Consider the following 19,145-nt stretch of genomic DNA (forward strand, 5'->3'; position numbering starts at 1 on the left):
AATTATAAGAAACTCTTTCTTATATAAAAAATAAGTTCATGTAAATCATGCTTAATGTCACCTGCTTGGTGTTTATATCTTCTATAAGGTATTTTTTTCAATTTATAGCTATCATTTTCGGCATGTGACTTTAATATTTTTTCTATTTCAGATAGCTCAAGAATTCCTTCAGTACTATAACTAACTATTATATGTTCGAATTTTGCATTAGAAATTAAATGTTCAAATGAACTTAGAACTTTACCTTTTAAACAATAATCAGATTTAATATCCTTATATGGCCTCATACCTGTTTTGCCATAGATCTCAGGATTGTCATATCTCGATATTGTTTCTAGTAGGTGGTAATTTGGTGCATATTGCCTATTGTTGTATGGAGGGTCAATGTACAAAATATCACCGCTAACTTTAGTTATTAATTGATTTGCATCTAAATTAAAGCATTGATTATCTTTATTGTTTGTAGCTGGTCGTAATTTGATTAATTTCAGCCTATTTTGAGATCTTTTGTCCCAATGCTTTAAATATGCTCCATATGTTCCTGCAATATTCGATACAAATGGCACAGCTTCTATAAGCCCAGCTAGTAAATAATAATATTCATTTTCATCAATAAATTTATCGCTATACCACTCCTCAATCTTTTGTCGGATAAAATCGATAAACTTACCGTTATCATTGCTTAGATACATTCGTTCACAATGTGCATTAGGTGTATAGTTATTATGAATAAACATTGCTGAAGTGACTTTAATATCATTCAAGTCAATTGAATCAAAATAATCAAAGGGGTCAGAATTTAGGTGACTAGTTAATTTTTCAAACTTTGGATATCCTTCATTTTTAATGGAAGCTTGTTGTAATACATATGAAAAATGCAGTAAATCATTTGATATGATTTCATATTTTTCTTTAAAATGTCTCGCTACGGTAGCTGTACCTGAAAAAAGGTCGCAGAACGATTTTGCGTCTTTAATATTTTCTGTAATTACTTCATCTATTTCACTAAGAAGTAATGTTTTTGAACCAATAAACCTCATACATACCACTATTTATTTTAATTTTTCCTAACAAGGCCATAGATTGATAGGATTTATCGAAAGAATGCTTAATTTTATCATTGTAATTTCTACTCATGTTAGATTTAATCTAAATTATTATTTTTGTCAAAAATTACAATAAGCTATGGAAAATCGAAAAATAAAAATCCCAAAACATTTAATTTCAGAAGCCTGGGATTATGCAGTGCTATCAAAAAAATTTACATCTAATCGGCACGACTTTCATGAAGGAGGTTTAGATAATAAAGCTCAAAAGATGTTTGAGGGTAAGCTTGGTGAAAAAATATTCAAAATACTTTTAGAAGAAAACTGTATTCCTTATAAAGAGGATTCTTCAAGCTATAAAGAAGCAGATACCTTTGATTTTTTATTACCAGATAATTGTACAGTTGATGTTAAAACACGAACTAAGCATTATCATACTAGAACATTAGAGATGGTTGAGCAGATAAATAGGTCACCAAAAACTCTATATATATCAATCCGACTCTTTGTTGAAAAACGTGAAGGGGTTGTGGTCGGTTGGTGTGTAAGGGAAGATTTTTTAAAAAAAAATAGAATTGAAAACCAAAATTATTTAGATAATTTTGTATTATATGATAATGAGTTAAGACCAATTGAACGATTGTTTGAAATATTTAAAGAGAAAGGGTATGGAAGTAAATTGGTTCAGTAAACTTTTGAATGGAATTAGTTAAAGACTAAACTAAAAAGGGAATGTATGAAGATGAAAGCATCAAATTTATGGATATTGACAGAAGAGCGACCTAAAGATTCGGTTATTGGGGAAATTTTACAAAAATTTGCTCAAGATCATAAAGTCGCCTGCTTTATTGATAATATAAAGATATTACCTATTTTAAATAAAGATAAAAGCTTTTCTTTTACATATGTTGTAAAGGGGTTTGATTCACAGATTGTAAAAAATATATATATAAAAACTGTTTCAGGTTATTCAAGTTTTGTTGATTTCTTGATTTTTTATCAAGATGATATCCCTGATCAAAAAGATACGCCAATATATGCAATAGAAGAAACTAAAACTGACGATGCAGAGAGTCGAAATACAGGGGTGTATCAAAGAGCTTCAAAGTTTCCCTATATAGAGTATTACTACCCCTCTATTACTAAAATAATGTTATACAGTTTGCAAATAGAGCAAAAACAAGAGCAGACTGACACTAATGTATTTGGTACTAAATGCCTTCATACTATTGGCGTTTCTATCTTAGGAAAGCGTTTGGATGAGGGTGTTAATACGCCTTGGGACTCAATCGATGAAATGGTTGCATTTAAGAATGGAATGAAGCAGCCGCCAAAGGGGAATGTGCCAGTTAGATTCAAAGTATTTGATGATAAAATTCAAATATCAGGAAGATTGATAAAATCAGGTTCCTTATCTTATGATCCTAATATAGGGCAATTAAGCTTGATGTCCTCTGCTTTAAGGTCACTTGGTTGGTCAAAAAAAATAGAAATTACAATGCATGGGTTAGAACAACGCCATATTGAAAATAGTAGTAAGTTTTTACAGATTGCAGACAGGTTTGATATTGATTTTGAAGGATTAATTCGTCCAGAAGTTAAGTCAAAAAATGCTTATTGGCGATATGATCTTAAAGGTGAAAAGTTAGGGACTATTTTTATTCATTTAGTCGTAGAAAATTTCACTTCTGGCTTTTCTATTTATGAAAATCATGCTGGTTGTGAGCGCGGCTACTTTATGACAGAGCAAGGTGAGCCTATCGTTGTAGGTAAATATTTAGACCAAAAGGCATATAAAAGTGGTGATAAAAAACAAATAATTCACATACCTGATCTTGTACTTGCTGATATTGACAGAAAATTAGTAATTAATGTCGAAGGTAAGAAATACTCGACTATGCAACAAGGAATCGATGAGTTAAGCAATTTTGACGGTTTTGAATTACACTATATTAAAAAACACTTTCCAGAGTACAAAGAAATAATAAGAACTGTTGTGCTATTCGGCAGTAAAAATACAGAAATTGAAAAAGTTGAAGTGAGCTTTTTATTAAATGATAATGGAAAAATGATATTAAACGTTAATGCTCCTAAATTATTTCAAATTGCTATTCGAAATTTAATAAACTATTGGCGTCTATAATTTAATCTAATTTTTGATGTACTAGCTCAAACTTGATCTGACAGTTACCCATTTTTCAATTGGTGTCTGTCAGTTTAGATTTGAGCTAAATTCTTTTCAGTCCAAATCGATTTCCCATCAATTAATGTTTCAAATGGCGTTCGACCACAGCACATTTTTCCTTGATGAGTTCGGTCATTATTTTAATAAATCATACATTCGTCCAGATCCTTTTGTAACTCTTCGAGTGAGCCGCATAGCTTCTTACGGAATGTGATCTGATAAAACTCTTGCAATATCGTCTTATGAAATCGCTCGCAGATCCCATTTGTTTGAGATGACATTGCCTTAGTTTTTGTATGATCGATATCATTGATGGCCAGATATAGCTGGTAATCATGATGTTCAACTTTGCCACAATACTCCGTTCCTCTATCTGTCAGAATACGCAACATTGGTAGCTCATGTTGCTCAAAGTATGGTAAGACTTTATCGTTGAGTATGTCTGCGGCCGTAATTGGCGTTTTGGTCGTGTAAAGTTTAGCGAAAGCTACCTTGCTATAGGTATCAACGAATGTCTGCTGATAGATTCGAACAACACCTTTTAGATTGCCAACGTAGAATTACGCGCTTAACGCTACTAAACATTCAACACTTCTTAGCTAATTTTAAGTCGAATGATCGATAATTACAGCAATTAAAATAACCCACATTATGAGATAGATTATTGTCGATAAAACTTTCTTTATTAGCTTTATAACTGGTTTAATTAACTCATCTACCATGATGTGAAACTCCCTTTGGTAGGAGATTCAAATTGGTATGCGACCAAGTCACCGCCACCAGCCACTGAATAATCAACACATATTACGTTGTCAGATAACTTTTTAGGCTCACCTCGTAACCAATAGTGGCCGATGAAGCACGTTGGAGAAGGCTCAGGATAAAATGGGATATTTGCTTTTAAATCGATGTCTATATGAGAAACATCTAAATCAGGCTGCCTACTTAGTTCTTGTAGTGATTTCGCTTTGGTATCCCACCAATTAACTCTTAATTCGCTTCTGGTATTGCCGTATGAGTCATTGAAAGTTAAGCCATTTGGCAATTCAATCTCTACGCCCTTTAATAATGTTTCTATCGCTAAGTATTCTGGTGTGTCTTTTGTACTGGCTTGGATCATAAAGTCGCTAGTGACTCTATTGTCAGGTAATACCTTCTTAATAAATTCAACTTGTTTGTCATCCCAGCAAGCGTGAACAACACGAAAATCATTTAGCTCAATAAACAAAGGCAGTGACTTAAAGAATGCGATTACTTCTTGTGCTTCTTGCGAGCCGACAGGGAACTCATTAAGAAAAGCTTCATGCTGCTCAACATTTTTAGATGAATGCTTTCTAAGTGGCTTCCCATCAACTTCAGTATGAAATGCGATGGCGTTAAATTCATGATTGCCCATAACGGCCAATGCGTTTCCGTTCGCAACCATCGCCATGACAATATCCAACACTTTTTTGTGTTCTTTTAATTCTACGCCTTTATCTACAAAGTCACCGACAAAAATAGCCGTATGCTCTGGATGAGAATAGCCTTTGCTTGTTAGCTTATAGCCCATTTTGATTAACAGATTTTCTAACTTGGTTCCATGGCCATGAATATCGCCAATAATGTCGTATTTCACTTTATATCCTTATCTTTTCTACTGCTGACGGAGACAAATCTTGAGCTTCACTGGCGTCTTCCTTTAAAAAAATTAGTCGCTCGATAAACTCATATACTTGTTCCAGTGTCATCCCTTCCAACAGTTTTTCACTGTATTCCAGACTACTTTTATCTGCTGCCATGCCAGACTCTGTTAATGGGCTGACGCCAAACAGGGCTCGCTTCGAATCCACTTTCGCTTGGTATTCTTTTGACATTGGGTTTATGCCCACTCGCCTGCCTTTAGCCTCAGAGGTTGAATCACTGATAAAGTCTGTTTCTTCCGGAAAAAGTAATGCTTTTACTCTTTTAATGGCGGCTTCAGTTGGCGTATCTTCGAAGTATGCCTTTCGCGCTTGTTTCACATATTTCTTGGGTACGTTCGCTATTGCTTCTTCTAATGGTAACGATTTATCAATTTCAAAATTCATGTCTACTCCTTAAAATGCCATGGACTTGATTCTTTCAATATCGGCAATGGTGATTTGTTGCTGAACAGGATCAGCTTTTAAATTGTGCTCATCAATATTGAGATCGTTTATTAAATATTTGATATGAGCTCTGCGCAGTTTGATGTCTAATTTGCCTGCTCTCATATTAAAATCTTGCTGAACTATCAGCTGCTGCTCATTTGATAGTCTTTTGTCAGGTCGTATTGTGACAGTCTCGTATTCCAGCCAGTCCACATCTTTAAAGTCTAAACCCTTCTTTTCTTCTTCTACGATTTCAGGAAGCCCGACTATTCTGGATAATACAAAGTCTTTATATGGTTTTTCCTGTTGAGTAGACGCTAAACATAAAGCGCGCACATGCCATCTGTGATTCGCAAAAACGATGGTATGAGGCTTGATCATTCTTCCTTGTTTGTCAGGCTTTGATAAAGAACGATAATCAACTTCAAGGATTAGGCCCTTTTTACAAGCTATTTGTACTCGTTTAAAAATGTCTGGGTCAATTTGATTTCTATGGTTATGAAGAACTTCAATCGGAGACATTTGACTAGCAAATGTCGCTAACTCAAAATTTACAGGCTGAACAAAAGACAGGTACTCATTTATCTGGCCACTTGTGATGGTTAACTCAAATGAATCGTTAGTTAAAAACTGTTTTAAACTTGGGTTATAAGTCAATTTGTTCGAAGAGAAACTTTCATATTCTCTTAAATCTTCTTTTGCGGTCTTGGCACTTACATCAAAATAATCAACTATCTTTGAACTGTTGATTTCGCCTTCCCAGTACAGCATACACTCGATAAAAACGAGTCGCTGCCTTTGGCCAAATTTGTAAGATAAAACGTTTCTTTGCTGCTTCATTACCTATCATCCTTAATTATTTGCAACAATACTGCAATAACATCATATATAACCAGTAACCTTATTTCACCTACGAATCATATTAAATTCAATCTATTGCACAGATAGGTTAATATATTTGGTCGCACTGATATGGATATTAACGCAAAGGATTTTTGCAAAACCAAAGGATAATTTTAATGTTTGATAATTTCGAATTAATTAGTCGCCTGCATGACAAAGTTTCTGAATTTGAAACGCAGTACGTTCAAAACATTGCCTCATACTTTACTAGTGGATTAGCCGGCTATAACAACCTTCAATATTTTGTTGCTCAGTCCCAAAATAAAACTCTCGAACTGCCAGGGCCAAGTAACCTGGAGTATTTTTCATCTGAAGTGAAACAAAAGTTGCCCGACTTACTAAATGAATTTCAGCCTTATTTAACGACTTATAATCAATTTTATGAAGAGTTACTTACCTTATTAACCAAGCATGACCCTTATTATCGAACGACCTTGGATATGAGCCGAGATGAACTTAAATCGGAATACGGAAATTGTGTCTTGGAATTTTCGGCATGGCCGCAAAATGCTATTATCTATTTCCAATATCACGAACCAATTACGTTTGAGCCTGAGTACAAAGTTGAGGAATTAAAAGCATTAGATGCTGAACTGCAGCAGCTATATAAGTCTGTGATTGAAACTATTGCGGAGAGGCATTCTGAATTAATTCAAAGTTATTCTAATGGCGATTTCCAAGAAGCAAAGGCCTAAACTGAACGTTTAATTAACAGTACATTTCACTCAAGGAAATAAATTTGAAAGCTCTGAGTTGCCAACTTTGCCAAAAAATAATTCCTGAAAAGGACTTGTTTCATCACTTAGTGAAAGTTCATAAGTGGAAAGTACATATAGAGCGAAAAGACCAGAGTGAGCCCAAAGACACCGTTAGTAAAGCCAACAAAACCTTGAAGAAAAAAAAAGGACTTTGGCAAAAGTCTCCAGAACTTTTAACCTGCCCCCATTGCGAGAAGCGTTTCAAACTTAAGCAGGTACTAATTGATCATATTCAAAAATGTTCTGCTAAGAAAACAGAATCAAATACTAAAGGAGTTACAAACAAAGTAATTGGCAATGGGTTTTCATATGAATGGGCTAGTAAACAAAAATTAGATAAAAAGTTCGAAGGTGTGATGTCTAAATTAGCTTTGGAAAAGGATATCGAATACCTATCAAAAGAAATCAACTCTTTAGTTGCTCGACTAAATACTGATCCTAATGACTCTAAAGCTCAAAATAGACTTATATTAGTTGCCAAAGCCAAAAAGAGTATTCTAAAAAAGCAAAAGAAGACAAAATCTAACAACAAGAAGAAAGGTAAACAAAATTCTAATCTAAAAACAGACGCAATGGATTATAGGGTACCTGGCAGCTGGGGAGCTGGTAAAAATCGATAGAATTGCTTACTCGATAAAAATTTGGTCACACATTGGTCACAGAGCCAATTTTCAGCGAATTTTGGCCACAAGGTTTGCGGACATTGTTACGGTTGGAAATTTTAAGCATGGCGCTCCCGACAGGAATCGAACCTGTAACTTATCTTCCGGAGAGACACGTGAGATCCATTTCACCACGGGAGCGTTTACTAACTTTTTTGCGTTTTCGACCTTGCGTCGAGGTGTTTCAAATTTGCTGCATTTTCGCCAAAATGACGTAACCCTCAATTTGGGTTTGGCCAAATGGCGTAACCTCCTCAGAGATACGTCATGTTGGTTTCACTAGGAAAGCATCAAATGACTTATTGCTAGTTATGGCCGCGCTTAAGGCGCTGCTAATTAGCGTCGTGAATCATACGCATTTTACAAGAATGAGTCTAGCGCGTTGGTTTTTAGACGGTTAATTTTTAATCTTGGTTAAAATATGGTAAAAAAAAGGTCATGAACTAGTATGGTTTACTAAATATCAGCTATAGTTTTATTAAATTTTATACAATTACTTTCAGGAGATAGCCAATGTCATTAATGACGGTGGATGAAGTTGCAGAATTTTTAGGTGTTAAAGACGTACGAGTAATCCGATTAGAGCGTGAGCATTTATTGCGCGCTGCAGATAAAGATGACGATGGTAACCCGTTATTTGATCAAACTGATGTAGAGAAGTACAAAGAGATTGCACAACGACTTGGTGGAATCTAAGTCGTTATTAAAACTGCTGGATTATCGATTTCATATCTTGAGTAAGATTTCGATAATCTAACGTTTTAAATTCATTCTGTACTGACCAATCCATAGTCACAAGCCAATAATAAACTAGCCAATATTCAGCTTCGCTTAAGAATAAGTGGCAGTTGTAATTGGCTACTTGGCAATATTGTTCCAGCAACTCGCTAAATTCCGTTCTTGATAATGCGTGCTCAACGGCAAGCGCCGCTAAGTCCCAACGAACATCGCCAATTGCAGCAAATTCCCAGTCTATTAAACCCACTTTTTTATCATTTGTTAGGTAAATATTACCTTGTGATAAATCGCCATGTAAAACGCCCTGAAACGCACTGTCCGTTATACTTAATTCAATTTGCTGTAGCTTTTCATAAACCTGAGATGGACTATTTGGTAGGTATGCGTCAACTAACGGTGTTACGGCTGGCAGTGTTAGCTCCACAAGTTGTGGCCACTGCGGCATTGTATGGACTTGCCTTAAAGCCCGTACGACTAACTCGTTGTTGTTGCTCGTGCTATTACTATTACTATTACTATTACTATTACTATTACTATTACTATTACTATTACTANAGTAATGCAAAATTTTGGTTGTCGTATTCAAATATTAAAACTTTTGGTACTGAGGCTTGAGGGATTAATCTTGAGTCAATATTAGCAACAGATGTTTCATGAAAATGCGGTGAGTGTGGTAATTGCTTTAAAAACCAAACGGAATCATCTTGAAGGTGTATTTTAAACACGCTGTTACGCGCTTCTTTTTTCGGTTCAAATGAAATCACCAAGCTACCAAGCAGCTCAGTGATTTTTTCTAATACGCCTGTTTTATCCAAGCGTTGTTGCCTGCTTTTTATCGCCAATGGGCTTGTCTTGTAATTCGTCTCGCCACTCCACATAACCTTTTAACGCTAAGAAAGTATAAAGTACGAATAAAGCCGCAGTTGGCAAGTATCCAGTTTGGTAATAAAGGTAAATAGACGCTACATCTATAAATAACCAGTACAGCCAGTTCTCCAATACTTTTTGCGTCACCATATAAGTTGTATATACAGCAAAGCAAGTAGTGAAAGAGTCTAAATAGGCCATTTTTTGAGTGGTGTACTCATCGGCTAAAAAGCCAACCACTAAACTTATAATAGTTAATACAACCACTATTTTTGTGTGTTTGTTCAATGACCAAGACACGACAGGCTTAGTATTAGATTCCTCTAAACCACCGTTCCATTGCCACCAGCCATAAATAGCCATTAATAAATAATAAAAGTTCAGCGCACTTTCAAGCAACAAAGCACCCTGCCAAAATAGATTCATATAAATTAGCGTGCTTACAAAAGCAGCTGGCCAACACCAGCTACTTTGCTTGATCGCTAGCAACAAATACATCAATCCTGTTGCAACGCCAATGTATTCCCACACGGACATTGCATTAAAACCTGTTAACAGTTGTTCCATCATAACGGTCTACCTAGTTTGATTATTTATTGCCGTATTTGGCCTGTAAATCTCCAGGAATAAATTTGCATACAAAGATACTCGTGCCGTGTTTCTCAAAGCTTGTTTTAAGCTCTTTGTTTAAAGCATTTGTCACTGTATCAAAATCACCAAATAGTTGGGTGCTCATGTAATTTGTGATCACACTGATGTCTTCGTACGCATTAATACGGTCAATAAAATCTTGAATCGCCGCAACGTAATCGCCTTCAGTTAGTGGATACTTACTTATTTCTACACTTAGTTTCATAATAGTCTCTCCTAAAATAACACGTCTAACTTAAGGCCAAATACACTTGGCTCACCTAGCTGCTCATATGACTTTGCAACCCAACCATCTCGTGGATCGTTACCAAAGTAAAATCCGCGAACTCCATAGTCTTTATCACCAAGGTTACGACCCCATAGTGTTACGTCAAAATTGTCACCTTGATAAGTTACTGACATGTTTACTAGGTTAATGGCTTGTGACTTTTCATCGTGACTAAAAGAGTAATAGTACTCATCACGACCATTAACTGACGTATTCCACGTAATTCTATCCGCAACCTGCCAATTGAAGCCAAGCTGATATTGATAGCTTGGTGCGTGTGCCTGTTCACGTCCGTTGATATTTACGCGCACGTCTTCCCATGTTTCAGGATCAGTCTCTAAGCGGTACATGTCATCAATTTCAGTACTTAACAACGAAACGCCTGCAAATACCGACACGTTTTGATTTAGTTGATATTGAATATTTGTTTCAACACCATAGTTAGCACCATTTGGCGTATTAGAAACATAACCTACAAACTCTGGTTGCTCACCTAATTCACGAACTTCCGCTTCATTGGTAAACCACTGCTTGATTTGCATGTCGTGTCGGCTAGAGTAAAACACTACGGCACTGGCTTTTACACCACGGTCTGTATTGTTGTAACGCATACCTAATTCAACGTTGTTTAATACTTCTGGATCAAAGCTACCATTCTCTCGAAGTAAATTGTAGTAACGCTCTAGGCCTGGTTCGTTTAATTTACTTAAAGCTTCGCCGTTAGCACCACCAGACTTAAATCCACGACTTAAACGTGTATAAACCATAGTGTTTTCGTCATACTGTTTGGTCGCCGTTAAATGGCCGCCAATCATAGTGTCCGAGGTACTTTCGTTGACTAAGTTAGAGTCTGAATAGTCGCCATCGTGGTTTTCGATTCGTAAACCTGCAGAAATATTAATGTCGTTTGTTAGCGCATAACGTTTTTCACCATAAATAGCGGCGTTTGTTTGCTCATAGTTACTAACAAAGTTATTTGATAACCAAGTGTATTCACGTGTTAAATCAACGTCTTTAGATTGAAAATAAACACCGGCAACCCAGCTTTTATCTTTGCTTACAAACCTGATATCTGCTTGATTTGCTACACGGTCACGCACATAGTTGTCGATGGACGAATAACCATCTTCGTGAATGCCAACAAATGTCCAATCTTCGTCATAACCGTAGGCTAAGTCTGAATCGCTATGACTTAACATCACGGTAAGGTCGGTGTTTTCAAATCCGGTATACGTTGTATTAACACCTAATGCTAAAGTCTCTTGTTTATCTTCGCCAGGCTCGTCCGACAATGTTGTACGGTCTTGGTCTAGTGAAAATGCGTCATAACCGTTATCAATGTCAAAGTAATGCAAAACAAACTGTGAAGTCACTTCGTTGTTAAACTCTACATCTAACAAGCCTCTAAACGACAATTCATTAATGTCATTTGTATCGTCTTTGTTCAGTGTTTTGTTTTCAACAAAGCCGTCACTTGTTAGCTGGTTTAACGAAAAACGCCCTTGTACATCAGAATTGAATTCCGTGCCTGCGGCAATACCTACATTAAACAAGCCGTAATTACCGGCTTCTACACGAAAGCGGTTAGCGGCGTTTTCTTGAGGTTGCGTGCTATACATATTAATGAAGCCGGCCATTGCGTTTGCTCCAACGCTACTACCTTGTGGCCCTTTGTAAACTTCTACTTGGCCAATATCAAACAAGCCAGCGGCGGTACCAATACCCGAGTAATCAATACCGTCTATCGCCATACCAACAGATGGGTTTATTGGATCAACAAACTGGCTACGTTCGCCAATGCCTCTAATTTGGATAAAACGAGCACGAGAAGCACCTGCGGCAAAGTTCACATTACCAAGTTGCTGTAATGCGTCTTGTAAATGGCTAGCGCCTGATTGCTCTAAGCTTTCTTGCGTTAAAACTTGCAACGAATTTGCGGCTTTGCTTTCTGGAGTGGGTAAAAGTTCACCCTTTACTTCAATGGTTTCAATAGCGTTGTTTTTGCTTGTTGGCTCTGCGGCCAAACTGAAAAACGGAAGTGCGGTTAATACTGCAATTGCAGTTTTATTAAGTGTCATATTTGGATCTCTTGTAGATAAAATTAACAAAAGACCCGGTCGTAAGCGCGAGTAGTCCTGGATTTACCATCCCTACGCCGGTACAAGCCGGATCAGGTTCTAAGGGTCCGATTAACGTCTCAGTATGTCGCTTTTACACGCATACACCCCTTGGTGTTTCGGGCGCCATTCTATTGATTTAAATAAAAAATGCTAGCCCTGTTTAATTTAAAATCATTCCAATGTGTGGAATATCATCTTCTAAATACATTTCTGTCACGGTTTCAAAACCCACAGATTCATAAAAATTTTCTAAATGTTGTTGTGCCGAAATTTTGCATTTTGTCGTTGGCCACAAACGCTGAACCTCCGCTATTGCTGCTTCCATCATTGGCGCTGCTAACTTCTTTCCTCGGTATGAATCGGTAATTAATACTCGGCCAATGGCACAGTACTCATCATACGCAATCCCTTTTGCAATAAGCCTACAAGTTCCAACCAATTGGTCACCGTCATAAGCAAAAAGTTGATAACAATCAGGTAGTTTATCAACGCCATCCATATCTGAATAGATACAGGTCTGCTCTACTACAAATACGTCTGAACGTGCCTGCAAAATGTCATACAGCTCGGTCACTGTGAGTTCGGCAAACGCTTTTATCTGCCATTGGATATTACGATCGGTCATACATTTAAGTTCTTTTTATTCACTAGTCGATAATGTAACCACGTTTATCGCAAAAATAACAGATAGACTTGGTTTTTTAGCCACCTGTAAGGTATTCTGCGGCCTCATATTTAATCAATTAGGTTAACGCACTATGACATCACATTTAATTCGCTCTGGTTTTCTTCTCGCATTTTCACTTTTTTTAATGCCTGCCTTCGCTAATGATGACGTGAAGGAATTAGAGTGGTCTGATTTAGAACCTAAAGATTATGTGAAAGCAATTCCTACCATTGAAGAAATTGGTCATGCTATGGCCGGTCCTCAATCTATCAATGCCCCCGTTGTAAAAGAACTAGATGGTAAAACCGTTAAAATTCCTGGATTTGTTGTACCGCTTGAAGGTGAAAATGAATTGGTAACGGAGTTTTTATTGGTTCCGTATTTTGGTGCTTGCGTACACGTTCCACCACCGCCGTCGAATCAAATTATTCATGTCACGTTTAAAGAAGGTGCGCCAGCCTCGTCAATGTACGACCCAATTTGGGTGACGGGTAAAATAGCGACGGAAACGTGGAGTGGAGAGCTAGCTCAAGTGGGCTATACGATGAAAGGCATATCCATTGCCCCTTACGATGACTTTTAATTAGTCTCGTTTTCGAATAATTTCGTTTTCCAAGTCGGTAAACTGCTCAGTTACTTTTGCACAGACAACTCGAACATTGTAAGCCGACATTTTTGGGTTAAATTCACCGTTTTGACAGTAAGTACCATAAAAGGTCATTAAGTCTCTGGAGCTTTTGGTAATTTCTTTAACGTATTCCTCTTCGCGAGGCTTAAATGAATCAAATTGCATACTGATTTCATTATAAATACGTTGTGAAACTTTACCTCTTGAGTATTCGCCTTCAGCAGTTTGGCCAATAAGATTTACGAGGTAGCTTCTAACTTTATTTACTTCAGGGTGATCAACCGTTAATACAGTAATCACTAATATAATAAAAATTAAGAACTTCATGGGTACTCCAATTTGAACAACAGCCAATAATTGGCATCAAATTTTAACAAAATGATGATCTATAGAATTAGATCAACGTTTTATAATTTAGTTTCATTATTATTTCAGTTTCTGACTTATAATTTGTTTTGACATACAGTAGCAGGTAAAACAATGAACGATCGCATTGACGTAAAGAACATCCCAGCTGACGTAAAGGTATACAAGCCTAAAGTAGATGAAAATGCAACCTATAACCTACGAAGTCGCATTTATGTGCGAGCAGTTAAAGGTTTGCATCAGGCTATACGTCGTAAAATGGGTATATTCTTTTTAGGCTTATTTGCCTTATTGCCTTGGCTAAACTGGAATGGTCAACAAGCAATTTTATTGGATATTGTGAATCAACAATTCAATATTTTTGGGCTAACGCTTTGGCCTCAAGATTTAACTATTTTCTCGTCATTGTTAATTATTTCTGCTTTCCTCCTGTTTGTTGTCACTACCTTCTATGGTCGAGTCTGGTGCGGATATATGTGTCCGCAAACCGTTTGGACCTTCATGTTTATTTGGTTTGAAGAAAAAATTGAAGGCTCAGCTAACAAACGTAAAAAGTTTGATTCCATGCCGCTTAGCTTTTCAAAGGTTTGGAAAAAAGGCTTAAAACATACTGCTTGGTGGGTTATTTCATTATTAACCTCACTTACCTTCATTGGTTATTTTGTGCCGGTTGATCAGTTATTCATCGACTTTTTCACCTTTGACTCTTCTGCCATGGTCGTAGGTTGGACCCTCTTTTTTGCAGGTTGTACTTATGCAAACGCTGGCTGGATGCGTGAAATCATGTGTTTGCATATCTGCCCTTACGCTCGTTTTCAATCATCAATGTTTGATAAAGATACCTACACAGTTACCTATGACGCTGCACGTGGTGAGAAACGTGGTCCTCGCCCTAAAAAGGCAGATCCTAAAGAGATTGGTATGGGCGACTGTGTTGACTGTAACTTGTGTGTACAAGTTTGCCCAACCGGCATTGATATCCGAAATGGCTTACAGTACGAGTGCATAAACTGTGGTGCCTGTATTGATGCTTGTGATGAGACCATGGACAAAATGAACTATCCAAAAGGTCTTATTTCTTATACTACTGAGCACAGCTTGGAAGGCAAACCAACCAAAAAGCTTCGTACTAAATTAATTGGCTATGGATTAGTTACCGTAATAATGTCTGCTGCATTTGTATGGCAGGTAGTGTCACGTATCCCATTGGAACTAAACATTGAACGTGATAGAAATGCGCTTTATAGAGTTAATAACGATGGTTTAGTTGAAAACACATTTACTCTGCAAGTATTGAACAAGAGCCAGACAAATGCGACTTATTCAATTTCTGTTGACGGTTTATCCGACTATGAGTTTTATGGCGAGCGTGAATTTGCGGTTGCGGCGGGCGAAGTGTACAACCAACCAATAAGTATTGCAGTTGACCCGGTTGAGTTAAAGCGCCCGGTAACTGGCATAACTATTATTATACGTAGCTCCAATGGTGAGTTAGAAGTTTCGGAAGAGACTCGATTTTTTAAGGGACGTTAATGTCACAATTTGATTTTTCAGAGCTAGGACCAGATTTAATTCTTGATGCAATTGAGTCAACGGGTATTTATCCGGAGTCTGGTCTTCTTGCATTAAATAGCTATGAAAACCGGGTTTATCAGTTTGTAGCGGAAGAAAAGAAGCGCTACGTGGTGAAGTTTTATCGCCCTGAGCGCTGGAGCAACGAACAAATAATTGAAGAGCACAAGTTTAGTTTGGAATTGGCCGAACACGATATTGAAGCGGTTGCGCCTATTGAGTTTGACGGCAAAACCTTGCTTGAGTATGGCGGTCACCGCTTTAGCTTATTTCCAAGCGTAGGTGGCCGAATGTTTGAACTGGATGATTTAGATCATTTAGAGCGCTTAGGTCAACTGTTAGGAAGAATCCATAATATTAGTGACGCAAAACCGTTTGAACATCGTTTAACAATCAATATTAAACAAGACTTAATAGAAGCCGCCGAGTATCTAAGAAAAAGTGAACTTGTTCCAAGATATTTACAAGACGCCTTTTTCCAAGACCTTGATAAAGTCATAACGTTAAGCTGCCAACATTTGCCAAACAACCTGAAAAACATTCGCCTCCATGGTGATTGCCATACGGGTAATATTTTGTGGCAACTGGGTTCAGAATCAGATGACGCGGTACTTGTAGATTTTGATGACTGTATTACAGGCCCTGCCATTCAAGATATTTGGATGATGTTAAGTGGTGATAGGCAACAACAAACGTTGCAGCTTGATACCATTATTGAGGGCTATGAAATGTTTAGGCCTTTTAATCACGAAGAATTTGCGATTATAGAGCCACTTCGTGCAAGGCGTATGCTTATGTATATGACTTGGTTAGCAAAAAGATGGTCTGATCCAGCTTTTCCAAGGAACTTTTCTTGGTTTAATACAGACAAATTCTGGGAACAACAAGTTTTAGCGCTTAAAGAGCAGCTCTCTGCGATAGAACAACCATTACTTAAGTTAGGATATTAGTCTCCACTTTTAAGTTGTAATCTTGTATCGTTGTCGCAATAATTATTAAAAATTTTTAAGGGTAGTATTGAATGAAGAAGTTATTGAGCCTATTGGCTGTATGCCTATTAAGCCTTTCTGTTTCTGCGGAAACATTAAAAGAAGGCGTTCATTATGAAGTTATTGGTGAAAAAGCAACGTCAACACCAGAAATTAAAGAGTTCTTTTCGTATTACTGTCCGCATTGTTTCACTTATGAACCTTTAGCAAAACGTCTGTCAGCAAAAGCAGATAACGGTAATTTCAAGTTTGAAAAAAGCCACGTCGATTTTTTAAGAGCAGCGGGTCCAGACATCCAGTTTATGCTAACTAAAGCATTGGTGGCGGGAGACAGATTAAACAAGCCAGAAATAAGCGATGCGATATTCCAATACATTCATAAAAACCGCTCTGTATTCACAAGTGAAAAAGACGTGCGCCAAATATTCATCGCGAACGGTGTTAGTGGCGAAGAGTTCGAAAAAACGTTTAATAGCTTTGGTGTTAAGGCACAAGCTAAAAACATGAAAAAGCTACAAGATGAATATGCAAGTAAACGCATTTTAACGGGCGTTCCAACGTTTGTTGTTAATGGCAAATACAAAATCCTTAGCAAAGGCTTTAATGCACGTACTTATGGTGAGCTATTTGATCAAATAGAAAGTGCCGCACTTGAGCTAGTTAAGAAAAAGTAATTATTTTCATTGATTAGTGAATTACTAGCACCATGGCGAACAGCTAAACATACTGTAAAGCCTGGTGCTTTTTTTATCTCTTTAACTAGCTTTGAGGCGCCCTTGCCTTATACAGTTAAAGTGCATCAACGACGTAAACGTTTAGCAATTGAAATTCACCAGGGCGAAGTAGTCGTAAAAGCCCCTCTTCTATGCACTCACAATTTGGTAGAAACCTTCCTAAACCAACAACAGCGTTGGCTAAAAGCTCGATTAACCATTGCAGCAACAAAACCATCTTTCATACGTGAGTACAAAAACGGCGAGCCTATTTGGTTTATGGGAAAACCTCTAGAACTAAAAGTCGTGAAAACACACCAAACTTCCTGGCACTATCTCCCTGACCAAAACACATTAATGATCAGTCTTTCTGGTCGCGTGAAAAATCGAGACATTCAAGTTAGGCAACAGCTTCATCAGTTTTATCTTCACAAGGCACAACAATATCTGCCGACACTATTAAAGCAGTGTGAAGATAAAACGCGCCTCTCTAGCACTGCTCTTGAGTTTAAGTTTTATCAATGGCGATGGGGATGTTGTTATAACAACGGTAAAATAATTCTTAATCCGCTGCTGATGGCTGCCCCTGAGTCGGCTATTGAATGCGTGATAATTCATGAGTTGTGTCACCGTAAACATATGAATCATAGTAAACAGTTTTGGCAGTTGAATGCAGAGTTCTGTGATGAGTGTGGCCAAACAAAAAACTGGTTAAAAGCACACCATGATGAAGTGTATTTACCAACGCCTAAGTAACATGCTCTAATACTTATGCTACTGCAGTGAACTGACTAGATGGGTCCGTGTCTTCTACGTAACTTGTATTATATCGTTGTGCTATGACGCTTGAGGCTTTTTGAAGTTGAGCGCTCTCAACGTTTGACGAATAGCTTTGTGAGCTGTTTGATGAATTGTTTTCTGTACCGCTTTGCGAACCGGTTGGTGAAGTTACGCCATCATCTACCGCTTGATCAAATGAACTTTTTACTGACGCTGCTGCGTCTTGCCTCTTCTGCTCAGACTCCCTTACGAGCTCCACACGTGCTTCTGCGATGTTTTGACTTGCTTCCGCCGCTACCTTTCTATCTTGCGAAGAAGGTTCCGCTGGAGCTAACGCTGCGGCTTTAACCGTTTGCATTTTTTCTATTGTTTCTTGTGGCGTTGCGCCTTTAGACACATCAATTGAAACTTCACCACCTACAGCATACTTTTTACCGTCTGGCCCAGTTTGATATTCATAACTTGGAGCACCAGCATAACTACCACCAACAGCGGCGTGCGCTAGTTCATGATTTCGCACTTCCATGTCTCGAGCTGATAATTGCTGAATTTCGCTTAGTTCTTGCTGACGTTGTTGTTCATCAGCCTTTTTTGACTCATCACTTTGTGCCGATTCATCGCCGCTTTCACCTTTAACAGCATTTGTAATGTCTGAAGGATCATCACTAGCTGCGTTGTCCGTTTGTTCTTGATCTGACGGTGCGCTATTAGACTCTTGGTTTTGATTTTGATTTGAGCTTTGTTCTTGGTTTTGACTGTTCTCTTGGTTTTGACTGCCCTGTTCGCCACCTTGTGGATCGTCAGGAATAACCTTGTTACTTTGAGGTGAAATTCGCTCATAAGTTACATCTTCGGTAATTGGTGAACGAGCTTCTTGATCTCTCGATTTTTGTGGGACGTTTGCCTCTACCTTTACCGGAGCTGGAACCACTTCTTTAATGGCATTACTACGCACTAACGCTTCAGTAGAAGGTACTGATGCATTCACAACTACTTGTGGAATATGCGGAGGAATATTTAATGACATTAACTAATGTTACCTTTTCAAAGTTACAATTAATAAAAAACTAAAATGTGTCAAAGTTAAACCTGAACGAAGGTTTCGTACGATACCTTAGACC

General features: G+C 37.6%; 21 protein-coding genes, 1 tRNA gene, 1 pseudogene and 1 riboswitch. Of the genes and pseudogenes, 10 read left to right on the forward strand and 13 right to left on the reverse strand.

The features are described 5' to 3' along the window. Positions 1-2 precede the first annotated feature (2 nt). Complete coding sequence (locus ABD009_RS13395; protein ID WP_343826236.1) at positions 3-1,040, reverse strand: DNA adenine methylase; 1,038 nt, start codon at positions 1,038-1,040, stop codon at positions 3-5. A 145-nt stretch (positions 1,041-1,185) separates the two neighbouring features. Between ABD009_RS13395 and ABD009_RS13400 the strand changes: the two genes are divergently transcribed. Then, positions 1,186-1,737 (forward strand): hypothetical protein, encoded by a 552-nt coding sequence (locus ABD009_RS13400; protein WP_343826238.1) that lies wholly within the window; start codon positions 1,186-1,188, stop codon positions 1,735-1,737. A gap of 51 nt (positions 1,738-1,788) precedes the next feature. Then, positions 1,789-3,189, forward strand: a complete 1,401-nt coding sequence (locus ABD009_RS13405; RefSeq protein WP_343826240.1) for a hypothetical protein — start codon at positions 1,789-1,791, stop codon at positions 3,187-3,189. Positions 3,190-3,263: 74 nt separating this feature from the next. Here the strand turns inward: ABD009_RS13405 and ABD009_RS13410 are convergent. The 4 genes and pseudogenes from ABD009_RS13410 to ABD009_RS13425 all read right to left on the reverse strand — a co-directional run. Beyond that, positions 3,264-3,791 (reverse strand): annotated as a pseudogene (locus tag ABD009_RS13410) (integrase core domain-containing protein); the annotation flags it as partial. Between the two features lie 155 nt (positions 3,792-3,946). After that, positions 3,947-4,849: a metallophosphoesterase gene (locus ABD009_RS13415; RefSeq protein WP_343826242.1), complete on the reverse strand. Its 903-nt coding sequence runs from the start codon at positions 4,847-4,849 to the stop codon at positions 3,947-3,949. 1 nt (position 4,850) lies between these two features. Beyond that, positions 4,851-5,300, reverse strand: coding sequence for a hypothetical protein (locus tag ABD009_RS13420; RefSeq protein WP_343826244.1), 450 nt, complete (start codon positions 5,298-5,300; stop codon positions 4,851-4,853). A gap of 9 nt (positions 5,301-5,309) precedes the next feature. Further along, entirely contained in the window at positions 5,310-6,182 is an 873-nt protein-coding gene (locus ABD009_RS13425; RefSeq protein ID WP_343826246.1) for a BrxR family helix-turn-helix transcriptional regulator, read from the reverse strand. A 179-nt stretch (positions 6,183-6,361) separates the two neighbouring features. On the opposite strand from ABD009_RS13425, the gene ABD009_RS13430 reads away from it, so the two are divergent. Then, positions 6,362-6,940, forward strand: a complete 579-nt coding sequence (locus ABD009_RS13430; RefSeq protein ID WP_343826248.1) for a hypothetical protein — start codon at positions 6,362-6,364, stop codon at positions 6,938-6,940. A gap of 194 nt (positions 6,941-7,134) precedes the next feature. Continuing rightward, positions 7,135-7,623, forward strand: coding sequence for a hypothetical protein (locus tag ABD009_RS13435; RefSeq protein ID WP_343826250.1), 489 nt, complete (start codon positions 7,135-7,137; stop codon positions 7,621-7,623). A 108-nt stretch (positions 7,624-7,731) separates the two neighbouring features. Here the strand turns inward: ABD009_RS13435 and ABD009_RS13440 are convergent. Next, positions 7,732-7,806 (reverse strand) — tRNA-Arg (locus ABD009_RS13440). 372 nt (positions 7,807-8,178) lie between these two features. On the opposite strand from ABD009_RS13440, the gene ABD009_RS13445 reads away from it, so the two are divergent. Next, on the forward strand, positions 8,179-8,361 hold the full coding sequence (locus ABD009_RS13445) for a helix-turn-helix domain-containing protein (protein ID WP_155696728.1): 183 nt from the start codon (positions 8,179-8,181) through the stop codon (positions 8,359-8,361). A 7-nt stretch (positions 8,362-8,368) separates the two neighbouring features. Here the strand turns inward: ABD009_RS13445 and ABD009_RS13450 are convergent, their stop codons facing one another. The 5 genes from ABD009_RS13450 to ABD009_RS13470 all read right to left on the reverse strand — a co-directional run bounded on the left by ABD009_RS13450 (position 8,369) and on the right by ABD009_RS13470 (position 12,934). Then, a complete protein-coding gene (locus ABD009_RS13450; protein WP_343826254.1) occupies positions 8,369-8,848 on the reverse strand; it encodes a phosphotransferase family protein in 480 nt (159 codons plus the stop codon). 362 nt (positions 8,849-9,210) lie between these two features. Next, the gene (pnuC, locus tag ABD009_RS13455) at positions 9,211-9,840 is read right to left on the reverse strand and encodes a nicotinamide riboside transporter PnuC (RefSeq protein WP_155696731.1); all 630 of its coding nucleotides are present in this window, start codon (positions 9,838-9,840) and stop codon (positions 9,211-9,213) included. Positions 9,841-9,859: 19 nt separating this feature from the next. Beyond that, on the reverse strand, positions 9,860-10,126 hold the full coding sequence (locus ABD009_RS13460; RefSeq protein WP_155696733.1) for a YkoF family thiamine/hydroxymethylpyrimidine-binding protein: 267 nt from the start codon (positions 10,124-10,126) through the stop codon (positions 9,860-9,862). Between the two features lie 11 nt (positions 10,127-10,137). Further along, positions 10,138-12,267: a TonB-dependent receptor gene (locus ABD009_RS13465; protein WP_343826258.1), complete on the reverse strand. Its 2,130-nt coding sequence runs from the start codon at positions 12,265-12,267 to the stop codon at positions 10,138-10,140. 52 nt (positions 12,268-12,319) lie between these two features. Beyond that, a riboswitch (TPP riboswitch) is annotated at positions 12,320-12,428 on the reverse strand. Between the two features lie 41 nt (positions 12,429-12,469). Continuing rightward, positions 12,470-12,934, reverse strand: coding sequence for a GNAT family N-acetyltransferase (locus tag ABD009_RS13470; protein ID WP_155696737.1), 465 nt, complete (start codon positions 12,932-12,934; stop codon positions 12,470-12,472). 133 nt (positions 12,935-13,067) lie between these two features. Here ABD009_RS13470 and ABD009_RS13475 point away from each other — a divergent pair, with 133 nt between their 5' ends. Further along, positions 13,068-13,559 carry a DUF3299 domain-containing protein gene (locus ABD009_RS13475; RefSeq protein ID WP_155696739.1) on the forward strand — a complete coding sequence of 164 codons (492 nt, stop codon included), beginning with the start codon at positions 13,068-13,070 and terminating at the stop codon, positions 13,557-13,559. On the opposite strand, the gene ABD009_RS13480 is transcribed toward ABD009_RS13475, so the two are convergent. After that, positions 13,560-13,931 carry a hypothetical protein gene (locus tag ABD009_RS13480; RefSeq protein WP_343826261.1) on the reverse strand — a complete coding sequence of 124 codons (372 nt, stop codon included), beginning with the start codon at positions 13,929-13,931 and terminating at the stop codon, positions 13,560-13,562. A gap of 153 nt (positions 13,932-14,084) precedes the next feature. On the opposite strand from ABD009_RS13480, the gene ccoG reads away from it, so the two are divergent. From ccoG to ABD009_RS13500, 4 genes are all read left to right on the forward strand, one after another. Then, entirely contained in the window at positions 14,085-15,503 is a 1,419-nt protein-coding gene (ccoG, locus tag ABD009_RS13485) for a cytochrome c oxidase accessory protein CcoG (protein ID WP_343826263.1), read from the forward strand. Beyond that, a complete protein-coding gene (locus ABD009_RS13490; protein WP_343826265.1) occupies positions 15,503-16,492 on the forward strand; it encodes a serine/threonine protein kinase in 990 nt (329 codons plus the stop codon). Before ccoG ends, ABD009_RS13490 begins: the two co-directional genes overlap by 1 nt. A gap of 71 nt (positions 16,493-16,563) precedes the next feature. Further along, positions 16,564-17,205, forward strand: coding sequence for a thiol:disulfide interchange protein DsbA/DsbL (locus ABD009_RS13495; RefSeq protein WP_343826267.1), 642 nt, complete (start codon positions 16,564-16,566; stop codon positions 17,203-17,205). Positions 17,206-17,214: 9 nt separating this feature from the next. Next, positions 17,215-18,000 carry a M48 family metallopeptidase gene (locus ABD009_RS13500; protein ID WP_343826270.1) on the forward strand — a complete coding sequence of 262 codons (786 nt, stop codon included), beginning with the start codon at positions 17,215-17,217 and terminating at the stop codon, positions 17,998-18,000. 13 nt (positions 18,001-18,013) lie between these two features. Here ABD009_RS13500 and ABD009_RS13505 read toward each other — a convergent pair whose 3' ends face one another. Continuing rightward, complete coding sequence (locus ABD009_RS13505; RefSeq protein ID WP_343826272.1) at positions 18,014-19,051, reverse strand: putative metalloprotease CJM1_0395 family protein; 1,038 nt, start codon at positions 19,049-19,051, stop codon at positions 18,014-18,016. Positions 19,052-19,145: the final 94 nt, after the last annotated feature.

The organism is Psychrosphaera haliotis (assembly GCF_039523615.1).
Taxonomy (GTDB): domain Bacteria; phylum Pseudomonadota; class Gammaproteobacteria; order Enterobacterales; family Alteromonadaceae; genus Psychrosphaera; species Psychrosphaera haliotis.

Excerpts from the sequence above, each read along its gene's own strand:
- ABD009_RS13395 (WP_343826236.1), bottom strand. The coding sequence starts at position 1,040 with ATGAGGTTTATTGGTTCAAAAACATTACTTCTTAGTGAAATAGATGAA.
- ABD009_RS13400 (WP_343826238.1), top strand. The coding sequence starts at position 1,186 with ATGGAAAATCGAAAAATAAAAATCCCAAAACATTTAATTTCAGAAGCC.
- ABD009_RS13405 (WP_343826240.1), top strand. The coding sequence starts at position 1,789 with ATGAAAGCATCAAATTTATGGATATTGACAGAAGAGCGACCTAAAGAT.
- ABD009_RS13420 (WP_343826244.1), bottom strand. The coding sequence starts at position 5,300 with ATGAATTTTGAAATTGATAAATCGTTACCATTAGAAGAAGCAATAGCG.
- ABD009_RS13425 (WP_343826246.1), bottom strand. The coding sequence starts at position 6,182 with ATGAAGCAGCAAAGAAACGTTTTATCTTACAAATTTGGCCAAAGGCAG.
- ABD009_RS13430 (WP_343826248.1), top strand. The coding sequence starts at position 6,362 with ATGTTTGATAATTTCGAATTAATTAGTCGCCTGCATGACAAAGTTTCT.
- ABD009_RS13445 (WP_155696728.1), top strand. The coding sequence starts at position 8,179 with ATGTCATTAATGACGGTGGATGAAGTTGCAGAATTTTTAGGTGTTAAA.
- ABD009_RS13450 (WP_343826254.1), bottom strand. The coding sequence starts at position 8,848 with ATGCCGCAGTGGCCACAACTTGTGGAGCTAACACTGCCAGCCGTAACA.
- pnuC (WP_155696731.1), bottom strand. The coding sequence starts at position 9,840 with ATGATGGAACAACTGTTAACAGGTTTTAATGCAATGTCCGTGTGGGAA.
- ABD009_RS13460 (WP_155696733.1), bottom strand. The coding sequence starts at position 10,126 with ATGAAACTAAGTGTAGAAATAAGTAAGTATCCACTAACTGAAGGCGAT.
- ABD009_RS13465 (WP_343826258.1), bottom strand. The coding sequence starts at position 12,267 with ATGACACTTAATAAAACTGCAATTGCAGTATTAACCGCACTTCCGTTT.
- ABD009_RS13470 (WP_155696737.1), bottom strand. The coding sequence starts at position 12,934 with ATGACCGATCGTAATATCCAATGGCAGATAAAAGCGTTTGCCGAACTC.
- ABD009_RS13475 (WP_155696739.1), top strand. The coding sequence starts at position 13,068 with ATGACATCACATTTAATTCGCTCTGGTTTTCTTCTCGCATTTTCACTT.
- ABD009_RS13480 (WP_343826261.1), bottom strand. The coding sequence starts at position 13,931 with ATGAAGTTCTTAATTTTTATTATATTAGTGATTACTGTATTAACGGTT.
- ccoG (WP_343826263.1), top strand. The coding sequence starts at position 14,085 with ATGAACGATCGCATTGACGTAAAGAACATCCCAGCTGACGTAAAGGTA.
- ABD009_RS13490 (WP_343826265.1), top strand. The coding sequence starts at position 15,503 with ATGTCACAATTTGATTTTTCAGAGCTAGGACCAGATTTAATTCTTGAT.
- ABD009_RS13495 (WP_343826267.1), top strand. The coding sequence starts at position 16,564 with ATGAAGAAGTTATTGAGCCTATTGGCTGTATGCCTATTAAGCCTTTCT.
- ABD009_RS13505 (WP_343826272.1), bottom strand. The coding sequence starts at position 19,051 with ATGTCATTAAATATTCCTCCGCATATTCCACAAGTAGTTGTGAATGCA.